The sequence below is a fragment of the Pseudomonas sp. 43A genome, assembly GCF_013363935.1.
Lineage (GTDB): Bacteria > Pseudomonadota > Gammaproteobacteria > Pseudomonadales > Pseudomonadaceae > Aquipseudomonas > Aquipseudomonas crudilactis.
In genome coordinates this window covers 793,667-814,228 of the sequence record NZ_CP054880.1, presented here as the reverse complement: position 1 = coordinate 814,228, position 20,562 = coordinate 793,667, and the positions used below count along the sequence as shown (strand labels likewise).

The following is a 20,562-nucleotide window of genomic DNA, read 5'->3' as shown; positions in this document are numbered from 1 at the left end:
TGTGGGAGCGAGCTTGCTCGCGAAGGGGCCGTCACATCCGACATCGGTGTCGTCTGACACTCCGTCTTCGCGAGCAAGCTCGCTCCCACAGGGTATTGGGTGCTGCACAAACCGCTTTCAGCTTAGCCCCATCTCTTTCCAGATCCGCAAAACCTGCCGGCGTTCGTCGGCAAACTGGTCACCTGGTATCACCCCGGCGTCCTTCTGCAAGGCCTGCCGGTGGGCGGCGGAGCGGTAGGCTTTGTAGGCCTCGCGCAACAGGCTGGCATCTTCGGCCGGCATCAGCCCTTCGTGTTCCAACTCTTCCAGAATGCGGATGTTATCGGTCCAGCGCAGCAGTGGCGGGTGGCTTTGCGACCACGCCAGAGCCGCGTATTGCACCATAAATTCAATATCGACGATACCACCGGCGTCCTGCTTGAGGTCGAACGGCGCCGTGGCGTCGAAGGCATTTGCCGCTGTACCGGCTGCGGTGCTCTTGGTGCCGAGGTTATCGCGCATCTTCGCGCGCATCTCGCTGACTTCCTGTTGCAACTTCGCCAGATCACGCGCCTTGCCCAAAACCTGCGCGCGAACCTTATCGAACGCCTGGCCGACATCCTGACTGCCGACCAGCACCCGCGCCCGCACCAAAGCCTGATGCTCCCACGTCCAGGCTTCATTTTCCTGATAGCGGGCAAACGCCCCCAGCGAGCTGACCAGCAACCCCGAAGCACCCGATGGCCGCAGACGCATGTCCACTTCATAGAGCTGGCCGGAGTTGGTCTGCGCCGTCAGCAGGTGAATGATCCGTTGCCCCAGTCGGGTGAAGAACTGCGCGCCATCGATCGACTTCGGCCCATCGGTTTCCGCCTGCGGATCGCCGTCGTGGATAAACACCAGATCCAGGTCCGAACCATGTCCCAGTTCGAGACCGCCGACTTTTCCGTAACCAACAATGATGAAGCCGGGATCGCACAAGGTGCCGTCGGTGCGCAGCGGCGTGCCGTACTTGGCCACGGTCTGGCGCCAGGCCAGAGCCAGCACTTGCTCGAGAATCGCCTCGGCCAGCCAGGTCAGGTAATCGCTGACTTTCATCAGCGGCAGGCTGCCGGCGATTTCCGAGGCGGCGACGCGCAAACGGTGCGCCAGTTTGAAATGGCGCAGGGCTTCCATTTGTTGTTCGAGGTCGTCTTCGGGAATCCGCGTCAGGCGTTCGCGCAATTCGGCGGCCAGTTCCGGCGCCAGCGGCGGCTTGAACAGACGACCTTCGTTAAGCAATTCGTCGAGCAGCAGCGGGAAGCGTGTGATCTGCTCAGCGATCCACGGGCTCGCCGCACACAGCGTCAGCAAGCGTCGCAGGGCGCCGGGATTTTCCGTCAGCAAGACCAGATACGCCGAACGCCGGGCGACCGCTTCAACCAGCGGCAGTACCCGCTCGAGCACCAGATCGGGATTGTTGTGCTCCACAGCCTGGGCGAGCAGACGCGGAATAAAGGCATCGAGACGCTCACGCCCCAGACGCTGCATCGCGCGCAATTGCGGGCTGCCGCGCAACCCGGCCAGTGCTTTCAGGGCTTTGCTCGCATCGGCAAAACCGCCCTCCTCCAACTGACGGCACGCCGCCTCTTCGTCCTGCGCCTCTTCCCACAACGGCAGCCATTCACCGCCGACCACCACTTCATTTTCGGCGCCTTCATCTTCGTCGGGATCAGCAATTACCTGCGCGAAGTGCCAAGCCACGCGCCCGCGCCAGAACATCAGTTTTTCGTGGAAGGCGTCCCAGTCGGCGAAACCGAGCATGAAGGCAATACGCGCCTGATCCTGCGCACCGTCCGGCAACATTTGGGTCTGGCGGTCGGCGATCGCCTGAATCGCGTGTTCGGTGTAACGCAGAAATTCGTAGCCCTCGCGCAACTCGCTGATCACCGCCGGCGGTAGATAACCCTGCCCCTCCAGCGTGCTCAACACCTTTAATAGAGGACGCTGCTGCAGGCTCAAGTCGCGGCCACCGTGGATCAACTGAAAGGCCTGAGCAATAAACTCGACCTCACGGATGCCACCGGAGCCCAGCTTGATGTTGTCGGCCATGCCCTTGCGCCGCACTTCCTGCTGGATCAACTGCTTCATGGTGCGCAGCGCTTCGATCGCCGAGAAATCCAGATAACGCCGATAAACGAACGGCCGCAGCATATCGAGCAACTGCGCACCCGCAACCTGATCGCCGGCCACCACCCGCGCCTTGATCATCGCGTAGCGTTCCCAGTCGCGACCCTGATCCTGGTAATACTGCTCCAGCGCATTGAAGCTCAGCACCAGCGCGCCGGACGAACCGTACGGGCGCAAGCGCATGTCGACACGGAATACAAAGCCGTCGACGGTCATCGGGTCCAGCGCCTTGATCAGGCGCTGACCGAGACGAATGAAGAATTCCTGATTATCCAGCGCGCGTTTCACACCGACGGTTTCGCCGCCCTCGGGGTAGGCGAAGATCAGATCGATATCTGAAGACAGGTTCAGCTCGACCGCGCCGAGTTTGCCCATGCCGAGGATGACCATTTGCTGCGGCTCACCGCTGCGGCGGCCGGTCGGCGTACCGAATTGTTCGCAATGGCGGCTGTACAACCATTGATAAGCCTGGTCGATGGTGGCGTCGGCCATGTCCGAGAGATCGCGGCAGGTCTGCACCAGATCGGCCTGACGGGTGAGATCGCGCCAGATGATCCGCACTTGATGGCGAGCGCGCTGGCGGCGCAAGGCGCGGCCGAGTTCATCTTCGGTTTGCGCGGCGTTCACTGCCGCAGCAATCTGCGCACACAATTCACCCGGCGCGAAGGCCCGGTCGAGTTCGCCGGACTGCACCAGCGTGAGCAACATCAAAGGGTCACGAACGCTCTGTTCAATGACGAATTCGCTGGCGGCGGTGACGCGGGCGAACTGCGCCCAGCGCTCTGGCGTCCAGTTCGCCAGGCCGTGATCGTCTTCCAGCGCGGCGACGGCCGTACGGAACGACTGCTCGGATCGAGTGACCAACGGCAGGAGAATGGCGGGCAGTTCGGCAAGCACGGGCAGGGTCATGGTCTATCCTTGATCGGCGTGTAAATGGCCGCTTGTAGTGATTGGTGAAAACCCGCTACCCGGAGGACTGTCGAACAAAAGTTAGAAATAGCTGAAATTTCTTTCTCTTTGGCAGCGAACATCAAAGTTTCACCTTTTTCGGATGGTAAAAGACCAACCTTAACGATTATTCTCACAACGCAGCCGGAGGCCACAAGCCATTCTTCTGTAGTTTTACTACTCGTCTATACATTCGAAAGGCTGAAATGCCGGAAGATTTGTAGTAAAACTACACGCCGCCGGAACAACCTATCGGCAATCCAAGAATTTTAAATCGTCTGCCCACAAGGCCAGTCGCAAACTCAGGCAACCGATTCTGGAAGCCTTTCCGCCCTGGAGCAAGCCATGCAAGACCTCGATCCCGTCGAAACCCAGGAATGGCTGGACGCCCTGGAATCGGTTCTCGACAAAGAAGGCGAAGACCGTGCTCACTATCTGATGACCCGTATGGGCGAACTCGCGACCCGCAGCGGCTCGCAGCTCCCTTACGCCATCACTACGCCTTACCGCAACACCATCCCGGTAACCCACGAAGCACGCATGCCTGGCGACCTGTTCATGGAACGCCGCATTCGCTCGCTGGTACGCTGGAACGCGATGGCCATGGTAATGCGTACGAACCTGAAAGATTCTGACCTGGGTGGTCACATCTCCAGCTTCGCTTCCAGTGCGACCCTGTATGACATCGGCTTCAACTACTTCTTCCAGGCCCCGACCGACGAACACGGCGGCGACCTGATCTACTTCCAGGGCCACACCTCGCCAGGCGTTTACGCCCGTGCGTTCATGGAAGGCCGCATCACCGAAGACCAGATGAACAACTTCCGCCAGGAAGTCGACGGTCAGGGCCTGTCGTCCTACCCGCACCCTTGGCTGATGCCTGACTTCTGGCAGTTCCCGACTGTATCCATGGGTCTGGGCCCGATCCAGGCGATCTACCAGGCACGCTTCATGAAATACCTGGAGCACCGCGGTTTCATCCAGCCGGGCAAACAGAAAGTCTGGTGCTTCCTGGGCGACGGCGAGTGCGACGAGCCGGAATCCCTGGGCGCGATCTCCCTGGCCGGCCGCGAGAAGCTGGACAACCTGATCTTCGTCATCAACTGCAACCTGCAGCGCCTCGACGGCCCGGTTCGCGGCAACGGCAAGATCATCCAGGAACTCGAAGGCGTGTTCCGCGGTGCTCAGTGGAACGTGACCAAAGTCATCTGGGGCCGTTTCTGGGACCCACTGCTGGCCAAAGACGTCGACGGCATCCTGCAACGTCGCATGGACGAAGTCATCGACGGCGAGTACCAGAACTACAAAGCCAAAGACGGCGCGTTCGTCCGTGAACACTTCTTCAACACGCCAGAACTCAAGGCGATGGTTGCTGATCTGTCCGACGACGAGATCTGGAAACTCAACCGTGGCGGCCACGACCCGTACAAGGTCTATGCGGCGTACCACGAAGCGGTCAACCACAAAGAACAACCAACCGTCATCCTGGCCAAGACCATCAAGGGTTATGGCACCGGTGCCGGCGAAGCGAAAAACACTGCGCACAACACCAAGAAAGTCGACGTCGACAGCCTGAAGTTGTTCCGCGATCGTTTCGACATTCCGGTAAAAGACGAAGAGCTGGAGAACCTGCCGTTCTTCAAGCCAGAGCCAAACAGCGCCGAAGCCCGCTACCTGAGCGAGCGCCGCACTGCACTGGGCGGCTTCGTACCACAGCGCCGCGCGCAGAGCTTCAGCGTACCGACGCCGGATCTGGACACCCTCAAAGCCATCCTCGATGGTTCGGGCGACCGTGAAATTTCCACCACCATGGCCTTCGTGCGGATCCTCGCGCAACTGGTCAAGGACAAGGAAATCGGCCCGCGCATCGTTCCGATCATCCCGGACGAAGCCCGTACCTTCGGTATGGAAGGCATGTTCCGTCAGCTCGGCATCTACTCGTCCGTCGGCCAGCTCTACGAGCCAGTCGATAAAGACCAGGTGATGTTCTACAAGGAAGACCAGAAAGGTCAGATCCTTGAAGAAGGCATCAACGAAGCAGGCGCCATGAGCTCCTTCATTGCCGCCGGTACTTCGTACTCCAGCCACAACCAGCCGATGCTGCCGTTCTACATCTTCTACTCGATGTTCGGCTTCCAGCGTATTGGCGACCTGGCCTGGGCCGCTGGCGACAGCCGTACCCGTGGTTTCCTGATCGGCGGCACCGCCGGTCGTACCACCCTGAACGGTGAAGGTCTGCAACACGAAGACGGTCACAGCCACCTGTTGGCCGCGACCATCCCGAACTGCCGCACCTACGATCCAACCTACGGCTACGAGCTGGCGGTGATCATTCAGGACGGCATGAAGAAGATGACCGAAGAGCAACAGGACATCTTCTACTACATCACCGTGATGAACGAGTCGTACCAGCAGCCAGCCATGCCGGCCGGTGCCGAAGAAGGCATCAAGAAAGGCATGTACCTGCTCGAAGAAGACACCCGCGATGCGGCGCACCACGTCCAGCTGATGGGTTCCGGCACCATCCTGCGTGAAGTCCGTGAAGCGGCGAAGATTCTGCGTGAAGAGTTCAACGTTGGCGCTGACGTGTGGAGCGTTACCAGCTTCAACGAACTGCGTCGCGACGGCCTCGCTGTCGAGCGCAGCAACCGTCTGAAGCCGGGCCAGAAGCCTAAGCTGAGCTACGTCGAAGAGTGCCTGAACGGCCGTAAAGGTCCGGTCATCGCCTCTACCGACTACATGAAACTGTTCGCCGAGCAGATCCGTCAGTGGGTACCGTCCAAGGAATTCAAAGTCCTCGGCACCGACGGTTTCGGCCGCAGCGACAGCCGCAAGAAACTGCGTCATTTCTTCGAAGTCGACCGTCATTTCGTGGTGTTGGCAGCCCTGGAAGCACTGGCTGACCGTGGTGATATCGAACCTAAGGTGGTGGCTGAGGCCATCGTCAAGTTCGGCATCGACCCGGAAAAACGCAACCCACTGGACTGCTGAGGAGACATTTTGTGAGCGAACTCATTCGCGTACCTGACATCGGCAGCGGTGAAGGTGAAGTAATTGAACTGTTTGTGAAGGTCGGCGACCGTATCGAAGCCGACCAGAGCATCCTGACCCTGGAATCGGACAAGGCCAGCATGGAAGTGCCGGCCCCGAAAGCCGGCGTCATCAAAAGCCTGAAAGTGAAGCTGGGCGACCGTCTGAAAGAAGGCGACGAACTGCTTGAGCTGGAAGTCGAGGGCGCCGCTGAAGCGGCCCCTGCTCCAGCCGCTGCGCCGGCTGCAAAAGCTGAAGCCAAACCGGCTGCCGCTCCTGCTGCCGCTGCACCGGCCGCTGCCCCTGCTGCCGCTTCGGTTCAGCAAGTGCACGTGCCGGACATCGGCTCGTCGGGCAAAGCGCAGATCATCGAGATTCAGGTCAAGGTCGGCGACACCGTCGAAGCTGATCAATCTTTGATCACTCTGGAATCCGACAAGGCGAGCATGGAAATCCCGTCGCCTGCCGCTGGCGTGGTCAAGGCCATCAGCGTCAAGCTCAACGACGAAGTCGGCACCGGCGACCTGATTCTGGATCTGGAAGTGGCGGGTGCTGCGGCCCCTGCTGCTGCCGCTCCGGCTCAGGCTGCTGCTCCGGCCGCTGCCGCTGCGCCTGCTCCAGCAGCCGCGCCAGCAGCACCGGTGGCTGACAGCGTTCAGGACATCCACGTTCCGGACATCGGTTCGGCTGGCAAAGCCAAGATCATCGAAGTGTTGGTCAAGGCTGGCGACAGCGTTGAAGCCGACCAGTCGCTGATCACTCTGGAATCCGACAAGGCGAGCATGGAAATTCCATCGCCTGCCGCTGGCGTGGTGGAAAGTGTTTCCATCAAGCTGGATGACGAAGTCGGTACCGGCGACCTGATTCTGAAGCTGAAAGTCAAAGGCGCGGCACCTGCTGCTGCCCCGGCTCCAGCTGCCGCCGCTGCTGCTCCGAGCGCTCCGGCACCTGCCGCTGCTGCTCCGGCTGCCGCTGCACCTGCTGCCGCTCCAGCCGCCGCACCGGCCAAGCCGGGCGCGAAAGTTCACGCCGGCCCAGCGGTGCGTCAACTGGCCCGTGAGTTCGGCGTCGAGCTGAACGCTGTCGGCGCCAGCGGCCCGCACGGTCGTATCTTGAAAGAAGACGTGCAGGTTTACGTCAAAGCGATGATGCAGAAGGCCAAGGAAGCACCGGCCGCTGCTGCTGGCGCAACCGGTGGCGCAGGCATCCCGCCGATTCCGGTCGTCGATTTCAGCCGTTTCGGTGAAATCGAAGAAGTGCCGATGACTCGCCTGATGCAGATCGGCGCGTCGAGCCTGCACCGCAGCTGGCTGAACATCCCGCACGTGACTCAGTTCGATTCGGCTGATATCACCGAGCTGGAAGCCTTCCGCGTTGCACAGAAAGCCGTTGCAGAGAAGGCTGGCGTCAAGCTGACCATCCTGCCGCTGCTGCTCAAGTCGTGCGCGCACATGCTCAAGGAGCTGCCGGACTTCAACAGTTCGCTGGCGCCAAGCGGCAAAGCGATCATCCGCAAAAAGTACGTGAACATCGGCTTCGCCGTCGACACCCCGGATGGCCTGCTGGTACCGGTCATCAAGAACGTCGACCAGAAGAGCCTGCTGCAACTGGCAGCCGAAGCCGCTGCGCTGGCCGCCAAAGCCCGCGACAAGAAGCTCACCGCTGACGACATGCAAGGCGCGTGCTTCACCATTTCCAGCCTCGGCCACATTGGCGGCACCGGCTTCACGCCGATCGTCAACGCGCCGGAAGTGGCGATCCTCGGTGTTTCCAAGGCAACCATCCAGCCAGTCTGGGACGGCAAAGCCTTCCAGCCGAAACTGATGCTGCCACTGTCGCTGTCCTACGATCACCGTGTGATCAACGGCGCCGCTGCCGCACGCTTCACCCAGCGTCTGGGCAGCCTGCTGGCGGACATTCGCACTATCCTGCTGTAACTCGATCGGCCCTCCGGCAACGGAGGGCCGATTGCTGCACCCTTTCGAGCGCCACACGCTCGTACCTCAACCCCGTCAGTTTGGCGGGGCTTTTTTTTGCCTGAAGAAAACACCCTTCTCTTCTTTTTCCCACACGTTGCGCTGATATCGGCCACAACTCTGGTCGGCTTGGCACTGATCTTTTTTCTTCGATACGCAACTAACCTAGGCGCAGCCAATTCAACTAATAAAATTTAGTAGAACCCTGTTAACTCAAGTTAATTCGAATGGATTCGACATGTTAAAACCAACTATCGGCCCGATTGTCGGCCACGTTACAACTCATCATGCTCGCATCTTCATGCGTGGCGACCGGCAGAACAGTTCAAGGGTATTTGCCGGAGTGCGTTATCGCGCTTACGGTACACAACAATGGTCCAACGGTAACTTCGCGCATCTGAGCGAATTACGTGACATGTCACATGTGTTCGCCCTCAACAACTTGAGTGCCGACACAGAATATGAATTTCAGGCCGGCTGGTTCAGCCCGATGAACCCGGTGCATACCCCGGACAGCGTTGCCGAGTTGCCGTTGCAATGGCCGCGCGAGATCTATCGCCTGCGCACCCGATCCAGCAAAGCCCTGCAACCCAGAGCCTATATCGTCGGCTCCTGCCGCTACCTGCGCATGACTGCCGGCATCGCCTCCCTGCCGCAACTGGGCGACCGGATCTTTGCGTCCATCAATCAGCTGATCGAAGGCATACAACCACCGATCAGCGCGGTATTGATGACCGGCGATCAAATTTACGTCGACGATTTGAATCTGCTAGCACCGGATCGCGAATATAAAGATATCCTAAGCAAGTATCGCGCGGCTTTTTCCCAGCCGAATATTAAACGACTGATGTCCGGCACTTCGACTTACATGATTCTCGACGATCACGAAATCGAAGATAACTGGCCCGCCAATGCCAGCAAGTCCGACGGCGCTTTATATCGCAACGCCATGGCCGCTTATGAGTTGTATCAAGCCAGTCATAGCCCGGTACATCCGTTGACCACTAACGGTGAAATAGATCACTCGACACTTGAGCATTACTGGTATCAATTCAGCGACGGCGATATCGAATGGTTTGTCACTGACAGTCGCACCCGGCGCAACTTGTCAGCCGATGATCGACGGATCCTCGACGAGGCACAGGAACAAGCCTTGCTCAAATGGCTGAGCAACAGCACTGCGCGGGTCAAGTTCGTAGTCACCAGCGTGATGTTCTATCCGGATCGCAAACTCCACGGCGATGATGCCTGGAAAGCCTTCCCCGAGCAGCGTCTGCGTCTGCTGGAAACCATCCGCACCCGACAGATCAGGAATGTCGTGTTCATCTCCGGGGACGTGCATGGCTCGCTGACTGCTCGTTTGACCCACAGCGAAGACCCCGACTTTGAAGTCCATACGGTGGTGTCCTCACCGCTGTGCAACAGCAAACTGCTGCCGTATGCCAAAGCGTCCACGTTCATTCTCGATCATCCGCTGGTGCGCACGGCGGCGGGTGACTACAAGCATGAGCTGACCAGCACGGTGGTCAGTGAAGACAATTTCGCCCACCTGGTGGTCGAGGCTGGGCAGATTCAGGTCAATTACCACGACCGCGATGGCAAACGCCTGCAATCGATCGCCATTCCCTTGCGCTGAATAACCGGTGAAGGGGCGCCGTTTCGGGGCACAAACCGCTCTGGAACGGCGTTTTTTCCATTCAACAGCATTACTTTCTGCCGCACGCTGGAGAAATGTTCAGTGCAGCCGACATATTCTTATAGCACTTGGCCTTCATGTCTCTTGTCAGTCGGTGCCGCAATGATGCAACCTTGCCGCAGGCAACAGTAAAGAGGGCGCGAGCCCAGCGCGTTCAGCATATTTCCAAGCGAGTTCCCTTCATGAAGAGCCAACCCGATGCCGCCAGCCGTATGGCGGCCGAGGTAGTGACGCAGTTGCCTGTGCCCTCGCGGCTCGGCATGCTGCGTTTCGAGCGCTTGAATGAAGCCAGCTGGGCCATGCTGTTTCTTGATCCCAACTGCGAACGCCAGTTCGGCCAGCCGGCCGTCGAACTCTGTGCGCTGGTCGGCTCACCCTACGCCAGCCTGATGGAACCCGAAGCGCGCTATCAACTGCACGACGCGATCCAGCAACAACTGACCGTCAGCCCGCATTATCTGGTGCGCTATACCCTGCACACCGCGGCCGGTGCGCTGAACATCCTGGAGCTGGGCGAAGCCTACAAACAACACAACCGTCATCTGCTGCGCGGCTATCTGCTGGCGGTCGATCACGTCTTCGATGAAGTGCCGCTGCCGCCCTCCGTCGACCTCGAAACGCAGAATTCGCGCCTGCAAATCGCCCTTGAACTCAATCAACGCGCCCAGCAGGAACAACTGCTGCACCTGGAACGCGTGCGCGCCCAGCAGGACCTGATTCTGCTGCTCGCACGTCAGCGTTACAGCACGCACAACTCGCTGCAGGAAGCCGCTGAACTGATCACTCGTTGCGCCTGCGATATCTATGAAATCGACTGCGCCAGCCTGTGGAACCTCGAAGGTCAGCAACTGGTACCGATCTCCGCGTACCACCGCGCGCCCCAGGAATACATCCTCCCGGACGTGATCGACATCAGCAGCTTCCCCGACTACATGGAAGCGCTGCACAGTAGCCGCGCCATCGATGCACACAACGCGATGCGCGACCCGCGCACCCGCGAGATGGCCGAAGCCCTGCGCCCGCGCGACGTCAACGCCATGCTCGACGCCAGCATTCGTGTCGATGGCCAGGTGGTCGGCGTGTTGTGCCTGGAGCAGACCGGTGTCACCCGCGCCTGGCAATCCGATGAAATCGCCTTTGCCGGCGAGCTCGCCGACCAGTTCGCGCAAGTCATCAACAACCACAACCGCCGCACCGCCACCAGCGCCCTGCACCTGTTCCAGCGTGCGGTCGAGCAAAGCGCCAACGCGTTTTTGCTGGTCAATTGCGACGGCGTGGTCGAGTACGTCAACCCGAGCTTCACCGCGATCACCCAGTACACCACCGAAGAAGTCCACGGCCAGCGCCTGTCCGAGCTGCCGGCGCTGGAAAACCTCAGCGAGCTGCTGTTCGACGCTCCCTCGGCGCTGGCCAAAAGCAACAGCTGGCAGGGCGAATTCAAGAGCCGGCGCAAGAACCTCGAACCGTACTGGGGCCAGCTGTCGATCTCCAAGGTGTACGGTGACAACCGCGAACTGACGCACTACATCGGCATCTACGAAGACATCACCCAGACCAAACTGGCGCAGCAGCGCATCGAACGTCTGGCCTACACCGACAACCTGACCAACCTCGGCAATCGCCCGGCGTTTATCCGCAATCTGGACGAACGCTTCGCCCGCGATAGCGATACGCCGATCAGCCTGTTGCTGGTGGACATCGACAACTTCAAGCGGATCAACGACAGCCTCGGTCACCAGACTGGCGACAAACTGCTGATCAGCCTTGCTCGGCGTCTGCGTAATAGCCTGAGCCCAAGCGGCAGCCTCGCGCGGTTCGCCAGTAACGAATTTGCGGTATTGCTCGACGACACCGACCTTGCCGCCGGCCAGCAGATCGCCAACCAGTTGCTGGCGACCCTCGACAAACCGATGTTCGTCGACAACCAGTTGATCAGCGTCACCGGCTCCGTGGGCCTGGCCTGCGCGCCGTTGCACGGCCGCGACCCGCAAACGCTGATGCGTAACGCCGGTCTGGCGCTGCACAAGGCCAAGGCCAACGGCAAACATCAGGTGCAAGTCTTCACCGAGGCGCTGAACGCCGAGGCCAGTTACAAACTGTTCGTCGAGAACAACCTGCGCCGCGCGCTGACCCAGAACGAACTGGACGTGTTCTACCAGCCCAAGCTGTGCCTGCGCAGCGGTCGCCTGCTGGGCATGGAAGCGCTGCTGCGCTGGAATCACCCGGAACGCGGGATGATCCGCCCGGACCAGTTCATCAGCGTCGCCGAAGAAACCGGCCTGATCATTCCGATCGGCAAGTGGATCGCCCGTCAGGCCTGCCGCATGAGCAAAGCGCTGACCGCTGCCGGGATGGGCAATCTGCAAGTGGCGATCAACCTGTCGCCGAAACAGTTCTCCGACCCGGATCTGGTCGCCTCCATCGCCAACATCCTCAAGGAAGAAGCGCTGCCGGCGAATCTGCTCGAGCTGGAGCTGACCGAAGGCCTGCTGCTGGAAGCCACTGAAGACACGCACTTGCAGCTCGACCAACTCAAGCGCCTCGGGCTGACGCTGGCCATGGACGACTTCGGCACCGGTTATTCGTCGCTGAGCTATTTGAAGAAATTCCCGATCGACATCATCAAGATCGATCGCAGCTTCATCCATGAAATCCCCGACAACCAGGACGACATGGAAATCACCTCAGCGGTGATCGCCATGGCGCACAACCTGAAACTCAAGGTCGTGGCGGAAGGCATCGAGACCGCCGAACAACTGGCGTTCCTGCGTCGCCACCGTTGTGACGTCGGCCAAGGCTACCTGTTCGACCGGCCGATCCCGGGCGCAGAACTCATCCAAGCGCTGAAACGCTACCCTCGCGGCCCGCTCTGCCTCTAAAAACACCGCAAACTCCCCCTATGGATGAATTCCCCCTGTGGGAGCGAGCTTGCTCGCGAAAGCGGTGGGTCAGTCACTGCAAATGTTGAATGCTACAGCGCTTTCGCGAGCAAGCTCGCTCCCACATTTCAATAGTGCGAAATCGGGCATCATTGGGCACACTGGCGGTCTGACTTTTTACATCCAACCTGACTGAGAGGAACGATCATGGTTCTGCGCTCGGAAATTCTGGTGAACAAAAACGTGCTCCCGACTAAAGAACAAGCTCTGCCCGGCCGCGAAACCGCGATGACCCTGCCTGAAAAGCACTTCGTGTTTGAAGAAACCCCGCTGCTTGGCCCGTTTTTCCAGGACGTCGACTTTGCGATCTTCGGTCTGGGCTGCTTCTGGGGCGCCGAGCGCCGCTTCTGGCAGCGTGAAGGCGTGGTCAGCACCGTCGTCGGTTATGCCGGCGGTTTCACGCCGAACCCGACCTACGAAGAAGTCTGCTCGGGCCTGACCGGCCACGCTGAAGTGGTACTGGTGGTGTATGACAAGGCCAAAGTCAGCTACGAAGAGCTGCTGGCGATGTTCTGGGAATTGCACAACCCGACGCAGGGCATGCGCCAGGGCAACGACATCGGCACGCAGTACCGCTCGGTGATCTACGCGACCTCGCCTGAGCATCTGGATGCTGCGCTGAAAAGCAAAGCGACCTATCAGGCCGAGCTGTCGAAAGCGGGTCTGGGGGAAATCAGCACCGAGATCGAACAGGCGCCGACCGTGTACTTCGCCGAGACGTATCACCAGCAATATCTGGCGAAGAATCCTGAAGGCTATTGCGGGATTGGCGGCACCGGCGTGTGCATGCCAGCGAGCCTGGCGGGTAATTAAATCCTGAAAGCAAAAGATCGCAGCCTGCGGCAGCTCCTAAAGGAGATCAGTGATCGTCCGCACATTGGTGGACGACGCCGAACCGTGTAGGAGCTGCCGCAGGCTGCGATCTTTTGATCTTGCCGTTGATCAGCTCTCGGCAATCAACCAATCCATCTGCCACCCGCCCTGTGTCTGCCCAAGTTTCTTCGACAACCACGGCAGCAGCTCACGCAACTCCTCTTCCAACCCCCACGGCGGATTGGCAATCGCCATGCCCGAACCGTTCAGGCTGTTCGGTGTGTCCAGCGGATGCACCAGCAGCTCCACACGCAGCAATTTCGGCGCACCGGTGCCAGCCAGATCCTGATAGAAACGGCGCAACGCACGCTGGTCCTTCACTGGATACCAGATCGCCGCCACGGTTTGGCGCATACGACCAATCGCCTCTTTCAATGACGCCGCGCAACGCTGCATCTCATCGAGCTGCTCGAACGGCGGATCAATCAACATCACCGCGCGCTTCTCCTGCACCGGCAACATCGCCCGCGCGACGTGCCAGCCTTCGCCGAGATGAACCTTGACCCGACGATCGCCAGCCATGTTGTCCTTGAGCAGCACGCCGTCTTCCGGGTGCTTCTCGTTGAGCATCACCCGATCCTGCGGGCGGGTCAGGCGCCGCGCCAGCTCCGGCGAACCCGGGTAGTAGCGCAACTGGCCGTCCGGGTTCATCTCGTGCAGCACCTTCATGTAGTCGGCGGTCAGCGCCGGCAGATCCGGCTGATCCCACAAGCGCGCGATGCCTTCCAGATATTCACCGGTACGGTTGGCCTGATCGCCCTGCAAGTCATACAGACCGATGCCGGCGTGCGTGTCGAGATAGGCAAACGGCTGCTCCTTGCGCGACATCAGGGCGATGAGGCGGGTCAAGGTCAGGTGTTTGAACACATCGGCGTGATTGCCGGCATGGAAGGCGTGACGATAATTCATGGCTGCTCCTGCGAAGGGCGCAAAGTTTACCTTTTACCGGGCGGCAAGTCAGGGGTTCACAGCCGAGCGGACAAAAGCCTGCCCTCACCCTAGCCCTCTCCCGGAGGGAGAGGGGACTGACGGTGGTGATCTTGCGAGTTACATCGACCTGAAAGATCAGCGTGATCTCAGGCTTGGCCAAGCGAAGATCAGCGGGGAAGTCGCAAGTTGGCGTGCATCCCCCATACACCTCAGCCAGTCCCCCCCGAAACAACAACGCATATCCAAGCTTGGCCAAGCCAAGTTCACCACTGAAGTCGCAAGTCGGCGCACATTACCCAGACACCTCGGTCAGTCCCCCGAAAGAACACCACCATCCAGGCTTGGCCAAGCCAAGTTCACCACTGAAGTCGCAAGTCGGTGTACATCACCCAGACACCTCGGTCAGTCCCCTCTCCCTCTGGGAGAGGGTTAGGGTGAGGGGCTTTGCTTTTAGGGCATGCTGCGCAGGCGCCTGCCGATGACATCGAGCACATCACAGCCGTCGCGCAAAGGAATCACGCAGAGCTGGGCGAAGTCGCTGAGGATGACGGAGTCGCATTCGACCGAGCCGCGCATGCACATGTTTTCCAGCACCTGGATCACGGCGCGCAGGCGATGGTTGGCGGCGTCCATAAGGATGTCGAGGGGTACGTGGGTGTCGATGAACAGGGTCGGCATGTCACTGCAATTGCCGGTGAGAGCCATGAAGCGGTTGTCGGGATGGGGGATGATCTTTTCGTAGGGTGGAGCCGGTTCAAGCGTTGTCATATTTTGCACCTCAACTGATTAAATGAGGCTACCAATGACCTTCCTACAGGTTTGGGTGGCAGCCGTACGCGAGAGTAGGAAACTGAGGAACCAGCCAAAAACTCAGCTACGCCGAAGCGTTCCCGCGCACAGCCGCCGCTAAAGACGTCACGGACACACGTTAGGTGCCGCAATCAGACAACAGGGCTGGTGCACGGTAAATTCCAAGGGTTCCTACACCCTGCCACCGCTCTCGCAGTGACAACGAAAAGACTATCCCTGCAACCCACCGCCCACCAGTTCATGAAAACCGCCGCAACTCGAAGGAATCGTCCGAGACCTTCGCCCCGAAAACTCACTCCGACTCTGCCAGCAAAAACGCCAGCAACGCCGATTGCGACGAATCTTCCGACATTGAAACCTGAAAAAACCGCCTCACCTTGCAACGCAAAACCGCCTCGGAAAACGCCTCGAAAAGGGTCGGATGTTCTTCGCTCAACCACTGCAACGCATTGGCCGTTCGAACATCATTGCCCTGCTGCGCCAGCACCGACTCCGGCACCTGCCACCACGGGAATACCCGCCCCGATACCAGCGCCCTGCCACCGATATCCAGCGCCTGCCCATTGATCAAACAACGCCCGATCAGCGGAAACAGTTGTGCCGCATCCACCTCATCGACCTGAAGAATCGGCAACAGAAACCGCCCGTCCCAAAAACGAAAAAACACCGTTTTGCCGCCCGGCATCAGCACTTGGGTCAGGCTGCGAAAGTGCGCCACCACCTCTTCAAGGCTCGCCGAAGACACCGCCAGCCAACCCCAATCCCGCGACTCGGTGGTGGTGACCCAATGCAGAAACTCACTGTCGGCGGCGACAATTCCCACGCAAGGCATCACCGCATCCCACCCGGCATAAATCGTCTCGGCCCAGATCGGGCTCGCCGTTTCTCGCCAAGCGGCAGGCGGTTTTGCCTCATTGGCATTACTGAAAACCGCAAACAACTGCTCGGAAGTTTTCAACGGTTCACGCGCCAACCATTCGGCAGGCAAAAGAAAATCAGGCTGCACAGAGACCATCCTTACAACGTTCACACTCTTCGCAGAATGGCGCGTCACCCTTGAAGCTCATGATTTGTGCAGCCGTCAGTATGGCAGCCGGCGCGGCGGCGAGTTTCTCCGGCAATCCCGGTACAACCGGCGCGGCACTCATCGCCGCCATCGGCGCGCCGCCCACGACAATCGGTACGCTGCTGAAAATCCCGCCGGGGCCGATGTTGATCCACTGTCCGCCAGCCTGAATCGTCGCACTCGCGCCGCCGTCGATGACCACTTGCTGACCGGCGCTGACGTGGAATTGCCCACTGGCGCTGATCGCCTGATTGCTCACGCGAACATGACGGTCGCCGATCACGCTCAGATGATCGTCCTGCTTCACTTCGGTCTGTCGCTGGCCGTGGGTGATGCGCTGTTCATCAGCCTTCAACTCATGCCGCGCGGTGCCGGTGACGACGATGCTGCGCTGGTTATCAACCTGCACCTGTTGATCGTTCAATACATGCTGCGTCCAGTTACGCTGGGCGCGCAGATAGATTTCCTCAGCGCCTTTCTTATCCTCGATGCGCAGTTCGTTGTAGCCGCCACCGCCGGGGCTGCTCTGACTGCGGAAAATGCTACGAGTCTTGTCCGCCGGCAGATCCAGCGGAATCGGCGTCGCGGCGTTGGGCAGGCAGCCCACGACCAAAGGTTTGTCGGCGTCGGCATCGATGAAACCGACCAGCACCTCCATGCCGACTCGCGGAATCAACACACTGCCGTAACGGTCATGGGCCCAACCGCTGGCAACGCGCAGCCAACAACTGGAATGCTCGTTCAATTCACCGTCGCGATCCCAGGCCAGTTGCACCTTGACCCGGCCATACTCGTCGCAGTGGATTTCCGTATCTTTCGGCCCGGTTACAACCGCCGGTTGATAGCCGAGCATGCGCGGCTTCTCCGGCCCCAGCGCCGGGCGGAAGAACACGTCCCACGGCGTCGCGAGAAAGGTATTACGGTAACCCTGGAAAGCTTCGCCATCGCTGGTCACCGATTCCTCCAGCACTTGCGGCTGGCGGCCATGGTGTTCAACGGCGGTCAGCAGCCACAGGTCATTCCAGTCGTGGCGCGGATGTTCACTCAGTTGCAGGAAATGTCCGCAAACCAACGCGGATTCATCGCTGATGCCCTCGGCCTGACGGAAATCGGCGACATGCCGCTCAAGTGCCCGCTGAGCGAGATGCTTGCCGGTGTCCCGATCATTGAATTGGCCAGGGAAATGATAGTCCTCCAGCACTGGGCGCTGCTCGCCGTCGATACGGCTTTGCAAATGCAGCCGCGGTTTTTCAAAGTTGTAATCGCGCCGGGTCACCACGCTGGTGCGGGTTTCCACGCGCACGTTGAAACGCTGAATCGCCGGGGCTCCTGCAGACATGCCACTGCCCGGCAGATAAAGGGTCGGCGTGGCCAGTTTTGGAAACACCGTCTGATCATCACCGAACACCAGTACGTGCGCGTCGAGGCTGTGCTGAAAGTGGTAATGAATGCCGACCTCGGCACACAGGCGCTGGATGAACGCCAGATCGCTTTCGGCATACTGCACGCAATACTCACGAACCGGGTATTCGCTGCCTAACCGAAACTCGAAAGCATCCCGAAGGATCGCGTGATCCTTAAGCACCTGCGCAACAATTTGCGGCACGCTCTGATGCTGGAAAATCCGCTGATTGATGCGGTGTCCCAGATACGTCAGACGTGGGACGAGGCTCAGGTGATAGCGCGTCAGACGTTTCCCGGAATCACCCTGCCCGACCTGATAAATCTGACCGTGAACGCCGGAACCGTCCGCATCAAAGCTCAGAAACGCCTGACAGTGCAGCAGGCTCTCAAGATCCAGATCCGGTCGCTCACTGACCATTTCCAGCTCGAAGCGAAAAGGTTCGCTGATGGCTTCCTTGCCCGTGAACTCAAGGACCTTGAGGTCATGCTGGGCGCCTTCGAGGGTCAACGTGAAACGCGGTTGATTGGCAGGCGCGAACATCCGATGTCTCTCTGCAAAATGAAGGGCGGGCGATTCTGCATGAGGGGCAAGGGGTGATGAGTGGGTGACGGGAAAATCAGATTTGCCCTACTTTCATTGCTGAAAACCCCTGCAAAAGTTGGCGCATGCAACTACAGACAAATCCTTCGAGAGTGCCTACATCCCATGTGGGAGCGAGCTTGCTCGCGAAAGCGGCCTATCAGCCAGAATCTCCATCGACTGGCACGACGCCTTCGCGAGCAAGCTCGCTCCCACATGGGATCTTCAGCGTCGACAAGAAATCACAGGCACAAAAAAACGGCCCGTCTCCTGTAGGAAACGGGCCGTTTTCGGGTGAGCCGGAGCTCAGGGCATTACTTGTTCAGGTGGAAATCTTTTTCCGCCGCTTCGAAGCGCTGCACCATGCCAGCAGTCGGCGAACCGAGCTTGCTGACAATGTAGATGGCCAGGCTGGCGAAGATGAAGCCCGGGATGATTTCGTACAGACCCAGCAGTTCGAAATGCTTCCAGACCACCACGGTGATCGCGCCGACCAGGATACCGGCCAGTGCGCCGTCGCGGGTCATGCCTTTCCAGACCACCGAGATCAGCACAACCGGACCGAACGCGGCACCGAAACCGGCCCAAGCGTAGGACACCAGACCCAGTACGCGGTTTTCCGGGTTGGCGGCCAGACCGATCGCGATCAGGGCGACCAGCAGCACCATCGCGCGGCCGACCCACACCAGTTCAACCTGGGAAGCGGATTTACGCAGGAAGGTTTTGTAGAAGTCTTCGGTCAGGGCGCTCGAGCACACCAGCAACTGGCAGCTCAGGGTGCTCATCACCGCAGCCAGGATGGCCGACAGCAGCACACCGGCAATCCAAGGGTTGAAGAGGATTTTCGCCAGTTCGATGAACACGCGCTCGTGGTTCTCGGTCACGGGACCGGCCACTTCCGGGTGCGCCGAGAAGTAAGCGATACCGAAGAAGCCCACGGCCACGGTGCCGCCCAGGCACAGGATCATCCAGGTCATGGAAATGCGACGAGCCTTGGCGATCGACTTCACCGAATCCGCGGCCATGAAACGCGCGAGGATGTGCGGCTGACCGAAGTAGCCCAAACCCCAGCCCATCAGCGAGATGATGCCGATGAAGGTAGTGCCTTTGAGCATGTCGAAGTTGCTTGGATCTTGTGCTTCGATCGCCAGGAACGTGGTGTCGACGCCGCCGGTGGCCAGCAGGACGATGATCGGCGTAAGGATCAGCGCGAAAATCATCAGCGTGGCTTGTACGGTGTCGGTCCAGCTCACGGCCAGGAAGCCACCGATAAAGGTGTAGGCAATTGTCGCCGCAGCACCGGCCCACAGCGCGGTCTCGTAAGACATGCCGAAGGTGCTTTCGAACAGACGGGCACCGGCCACAATGCCGGAAGCGCAGTAAATGGTGAAGAACACCAGAATCACGATCGCCGAAATGATCCGCAGCAGGCCGCTTTTGTCTTCAAAACGGCTGGCGAAGTAGTCCGGCAGGGTCAGGGCATCGCCGTTGTGCTCGGTCTGCACGCGCAGACGGCCGGCAACGAACAGCCAGTTCAGGTAGGCACCGATGATCAGACCGATGGCGATCCAGCTTTCGGACAGACCGGACATGTAGATGGCACCCGGCAGGCCCATCAACAACCAGCCGCTCATGTCGGACGCACCGGCAGACAGCGCGGTGACGACGCTGCCGAGGCTGCGACCACCGAGAATATAGTCAGAAAGGTTGTTGGTGGAGCGATAGGCCATCAAGCCGATCAGCACCATTGCTGCGATGTAGATCACGAACGTGATCAGGGTTGGATTGCTTACGCTCATTGAGTTACGCCCTGGCTTTGTTTTTATGTAGCGGCGGTGGTGAACCGCACGCAAACGACGACGTTTGGCAGACGATCCGGGATCCCGCGCATTTAGGACTGATGTTTCCCCAGGAAAGCCATCAGCCGGTACACCGGGTTATTCCCGGTTGCACCTTGGGCGCGAATGCTATGCAACAAATCAAATAAGGTGCAACCAGTTTCGTGAGAATTAGTTGCACCCAATCGGATTTATCGACGACCACCCCGTTTTTGCTCCCTTTTGTGGCAGTCATGGCCCTTTGCTAGAAGCAAAAGCACCAAGCGGGAGCAGCACTTCCGTACCAGAAAATAATTCCTGACGAGTTGCCTATTATTCCGACAA

At 59.5% G+C, this 20,562-nt stretch carries 11 protein-coding genes; 5 read left to right on the top strand and 6 right to left on the bottom strand.

Translation table 11 applies throughout. The annotated features are described in order from the left end of the window. Positions 1 to 117: 117 nt before the first annotated feature. Entirely contained in the window at positions 118 to 3,057 is a 2,940-nt protein-coding gene (glnE, locus tag HUW52_RS03490; RefSeq protein ID WP_175552985.1) for a bifunctional [glutamate--ammonia ligase]-adenylyl-L-tyrosine phosphorylase/[glutamate--ammonia-ligase] adenylyltransferase, read from the bottom strand. Positions 3,058 to 3,441: 384 nt separating this feature from the next. Here glnE and aceE point away from each other — a divergent pair, with 384 nt between their 5' ends. The 5 genes from aceE to msrA all read left to right on the top strand — a co-directional run bounded on the left by aceE (position 3,442) and on the right by msrA (position 13,550). After that, positions 3,442 to 6,087, top strand: coding sequence for a pyruvate dehydrogenase (acetyl-transferring), homodimeric type (gene aceE / locus HUW52_RS03485; protein ID WP_007915682.1), 2,646 nt, complete (start codon positions 3,442 to 3,444; stop codon positions 6,085 to 6,087). 11 nt (positions 6,088 to 6,098) lie between these two features. Beyond that, entirely contained in the window at positions 6,099 to 8,063 is a 1,965-nt protein-coding gene (aceF, locus tag HUW52_RS03480; RefSeq protein WP_095125329.1) for a dihydrolipoyllysine-residue acetyltransferase, read from the top strand. A gap of 277 nt (positions 8,064 to 8,340) precedes the next feature. Next, complete coding sequence (locus tag HUW52_RS03475) at positions 8,341 to 9,738, top strand: alkaline phosphatase D family protein (protein ID WP_175552984.1); 1,398 nt, start codon at positions 8,341 to 8,343, stop codon at positions 9,736 to 9,738. Between the two features lie 242 nt (positions 9,739 to 9,980). Then, the gene (locus HUW52_RS03470) at positions 9,981 to 12,677 is read left to right on the top strand and encodes a bifunctional diguanylate cyclase/phosphodiesterase (protein ID WP_175552983.1); all 2,697 of its coding nucleotides are present in this window, start codon (positions 9,981 to 9,983) and stop codon (positions 12,675 to 12,677) included. Between the two features lie 207 nt (positions 12,678 to 12,884). Beyond that, positions 12,885 to 13,550, top strand: coding sequence for a peptide-methionine (S)-S-oxide reductase MsrA (gene msrA / locus HUW52_RS03465; RefSeq protein WP_016985652.1), 666 nt, complete (start codon positions 12,885 to 12,887; stop codon positions 13,548 to 13,550). 129 nt (positions 13,551 to 13,679) lie between these two features. On the opposite strand, the gene HUW52_RS03460 is transcribed toward msrA, so the two are convergent. The 5 genes from HUW52_RS03460 to putP form a co-directional block, all read right to left on the bottom strand. After that, the gene (locus HUW52_RS03460; RefSeq protein ID WP_007915674.1) at positions 13,680 to 14,519 is read right to left on the bottom strand and encodes a 23S rRNA (adenine(2030)-N(6))-methyltransferase RlmJ; all 840 of its coding nucleotides are present in this window, start codon (positions 14,517 to 14,519) and stop codon (positions 13,680 to 13,682) included. Positions 14,520 to 14,990: 471 nt separating this feature from the next. Next, complete coding sequence (locus HUW52_RS03455; RefSeq protein WP_175552982.1) at positions 14,991 to 15,308, bottom strand: hypothetical protein; 318 nt, start codon at positions 15,306 to 15,308, stop codon at positions 14,991 to 14,993. Between the two features lie 334 nt (positions 15,309 to 15,642). Then, complete coding sequence (locus HUW52_RS03450) at positions 15,643 to 16,356, bottom strand: DUF4123 domain-containing protein (RefSeq protein WP_175552981.1); 714 nt, start codon at positions 16,354 to 16,356, stop codon at positions 15,643 to 15,645. Next, entirely contained in the window at positions 16,346 to 18,361 is a 2,016-nt protein-coding gene (locus tag HUW52_RS03445) for a type VI secretion system tip protein VgrG (protein ID WP_175552980.1), read from the bottom strand. The genes HUW52_RS03450 and HUW52_RS03445 overlap by 11 nt, the downstream gene beginning before the upstream one ends. 353 nt (positions 18,362 to 18,714) lie before the next feature. After that, positions 18,715 to 20,199, bottom strand: a complete 1,485-nt coding sequence (putP, locus tag HUW52_RS03440) for a sodium/proline symporter PutP (protein ID WP_175552979.1) — start codon at positions 20,197 to 20,199, stop codon at positions 18,715 to 18,717. Positions 20,200 to 20,562 lie beyond the last annotated feature (363 nt).

What these genes read in the sequence shown, in the direction of transcription:
- glnE (WP_175552985.1), bottom strand. Translation starts at nt 3,057, where the DNA reads ATGACCCTGCCCGTGCTTGCCGAACTGCCCGCCATTCTCCTGCCGTTG.
- aceE (WP_007915682.1), top strand. Translation starts at nt 3,442, where the DNA reads ATGCAAGACCTCGATCCCGTCGAAACCCAGGAATGGCTGGACGCCCTG.
- HUW52_RS03475 (WP_175552984.1), top strand. Translation starts at nt 8,341, where the DNA reads ATGTTAAAACCAACTATCGGCCCGATTGTCGGCCACGTTACAACTCAT.
- HUW52_RS03470 (WP_175552983.1), top strand. Translation starts at nt 9,981, where the DNA reads ATGAAGAGCCAACCCGATGCCGCCAGCCGTATGGCGGCCGAGGTAGTG.
- msrA (WP_016985652.1), top strand. Translation starts at nt 12,885, where the DNA reads ATGGTTCTGCGCTCGGAAATTCTGGTGAACAAAAACGTGCTCCCGACT.
- HUW52_RS03460 (WP_007915674.1), bottom strand. Translation starts at nt 14,519, where the DNA reads ATGAATTATCGTCACGCCTTCCATGCCGGCAATCACGCCGATGTGTTC.
- HUW52_RS03455 (WP_175552982.1), bottom strand. Translation starts at nt 15,308, where the DNA reads ATGACAACGCTTGAACCGGCTCCACCCTACGAAAAGATCATCCCCCAT.
- HUW52_RS03445 (WP_175552980.1), bottom strand. Translation starts at nt 18,361, where the DNA reads ATGTTCGCGCCTGCCAATCAACCGCGTTTCACGTTGACCCTCGAAGGC.
- putP (WP_175552979.1), bottom strand. Translation starts at nt 20,199, where the DNA reads ATGAGCGTAAGCAATCCAACCCTGATCACGTTCGTGATCTACATCGCA.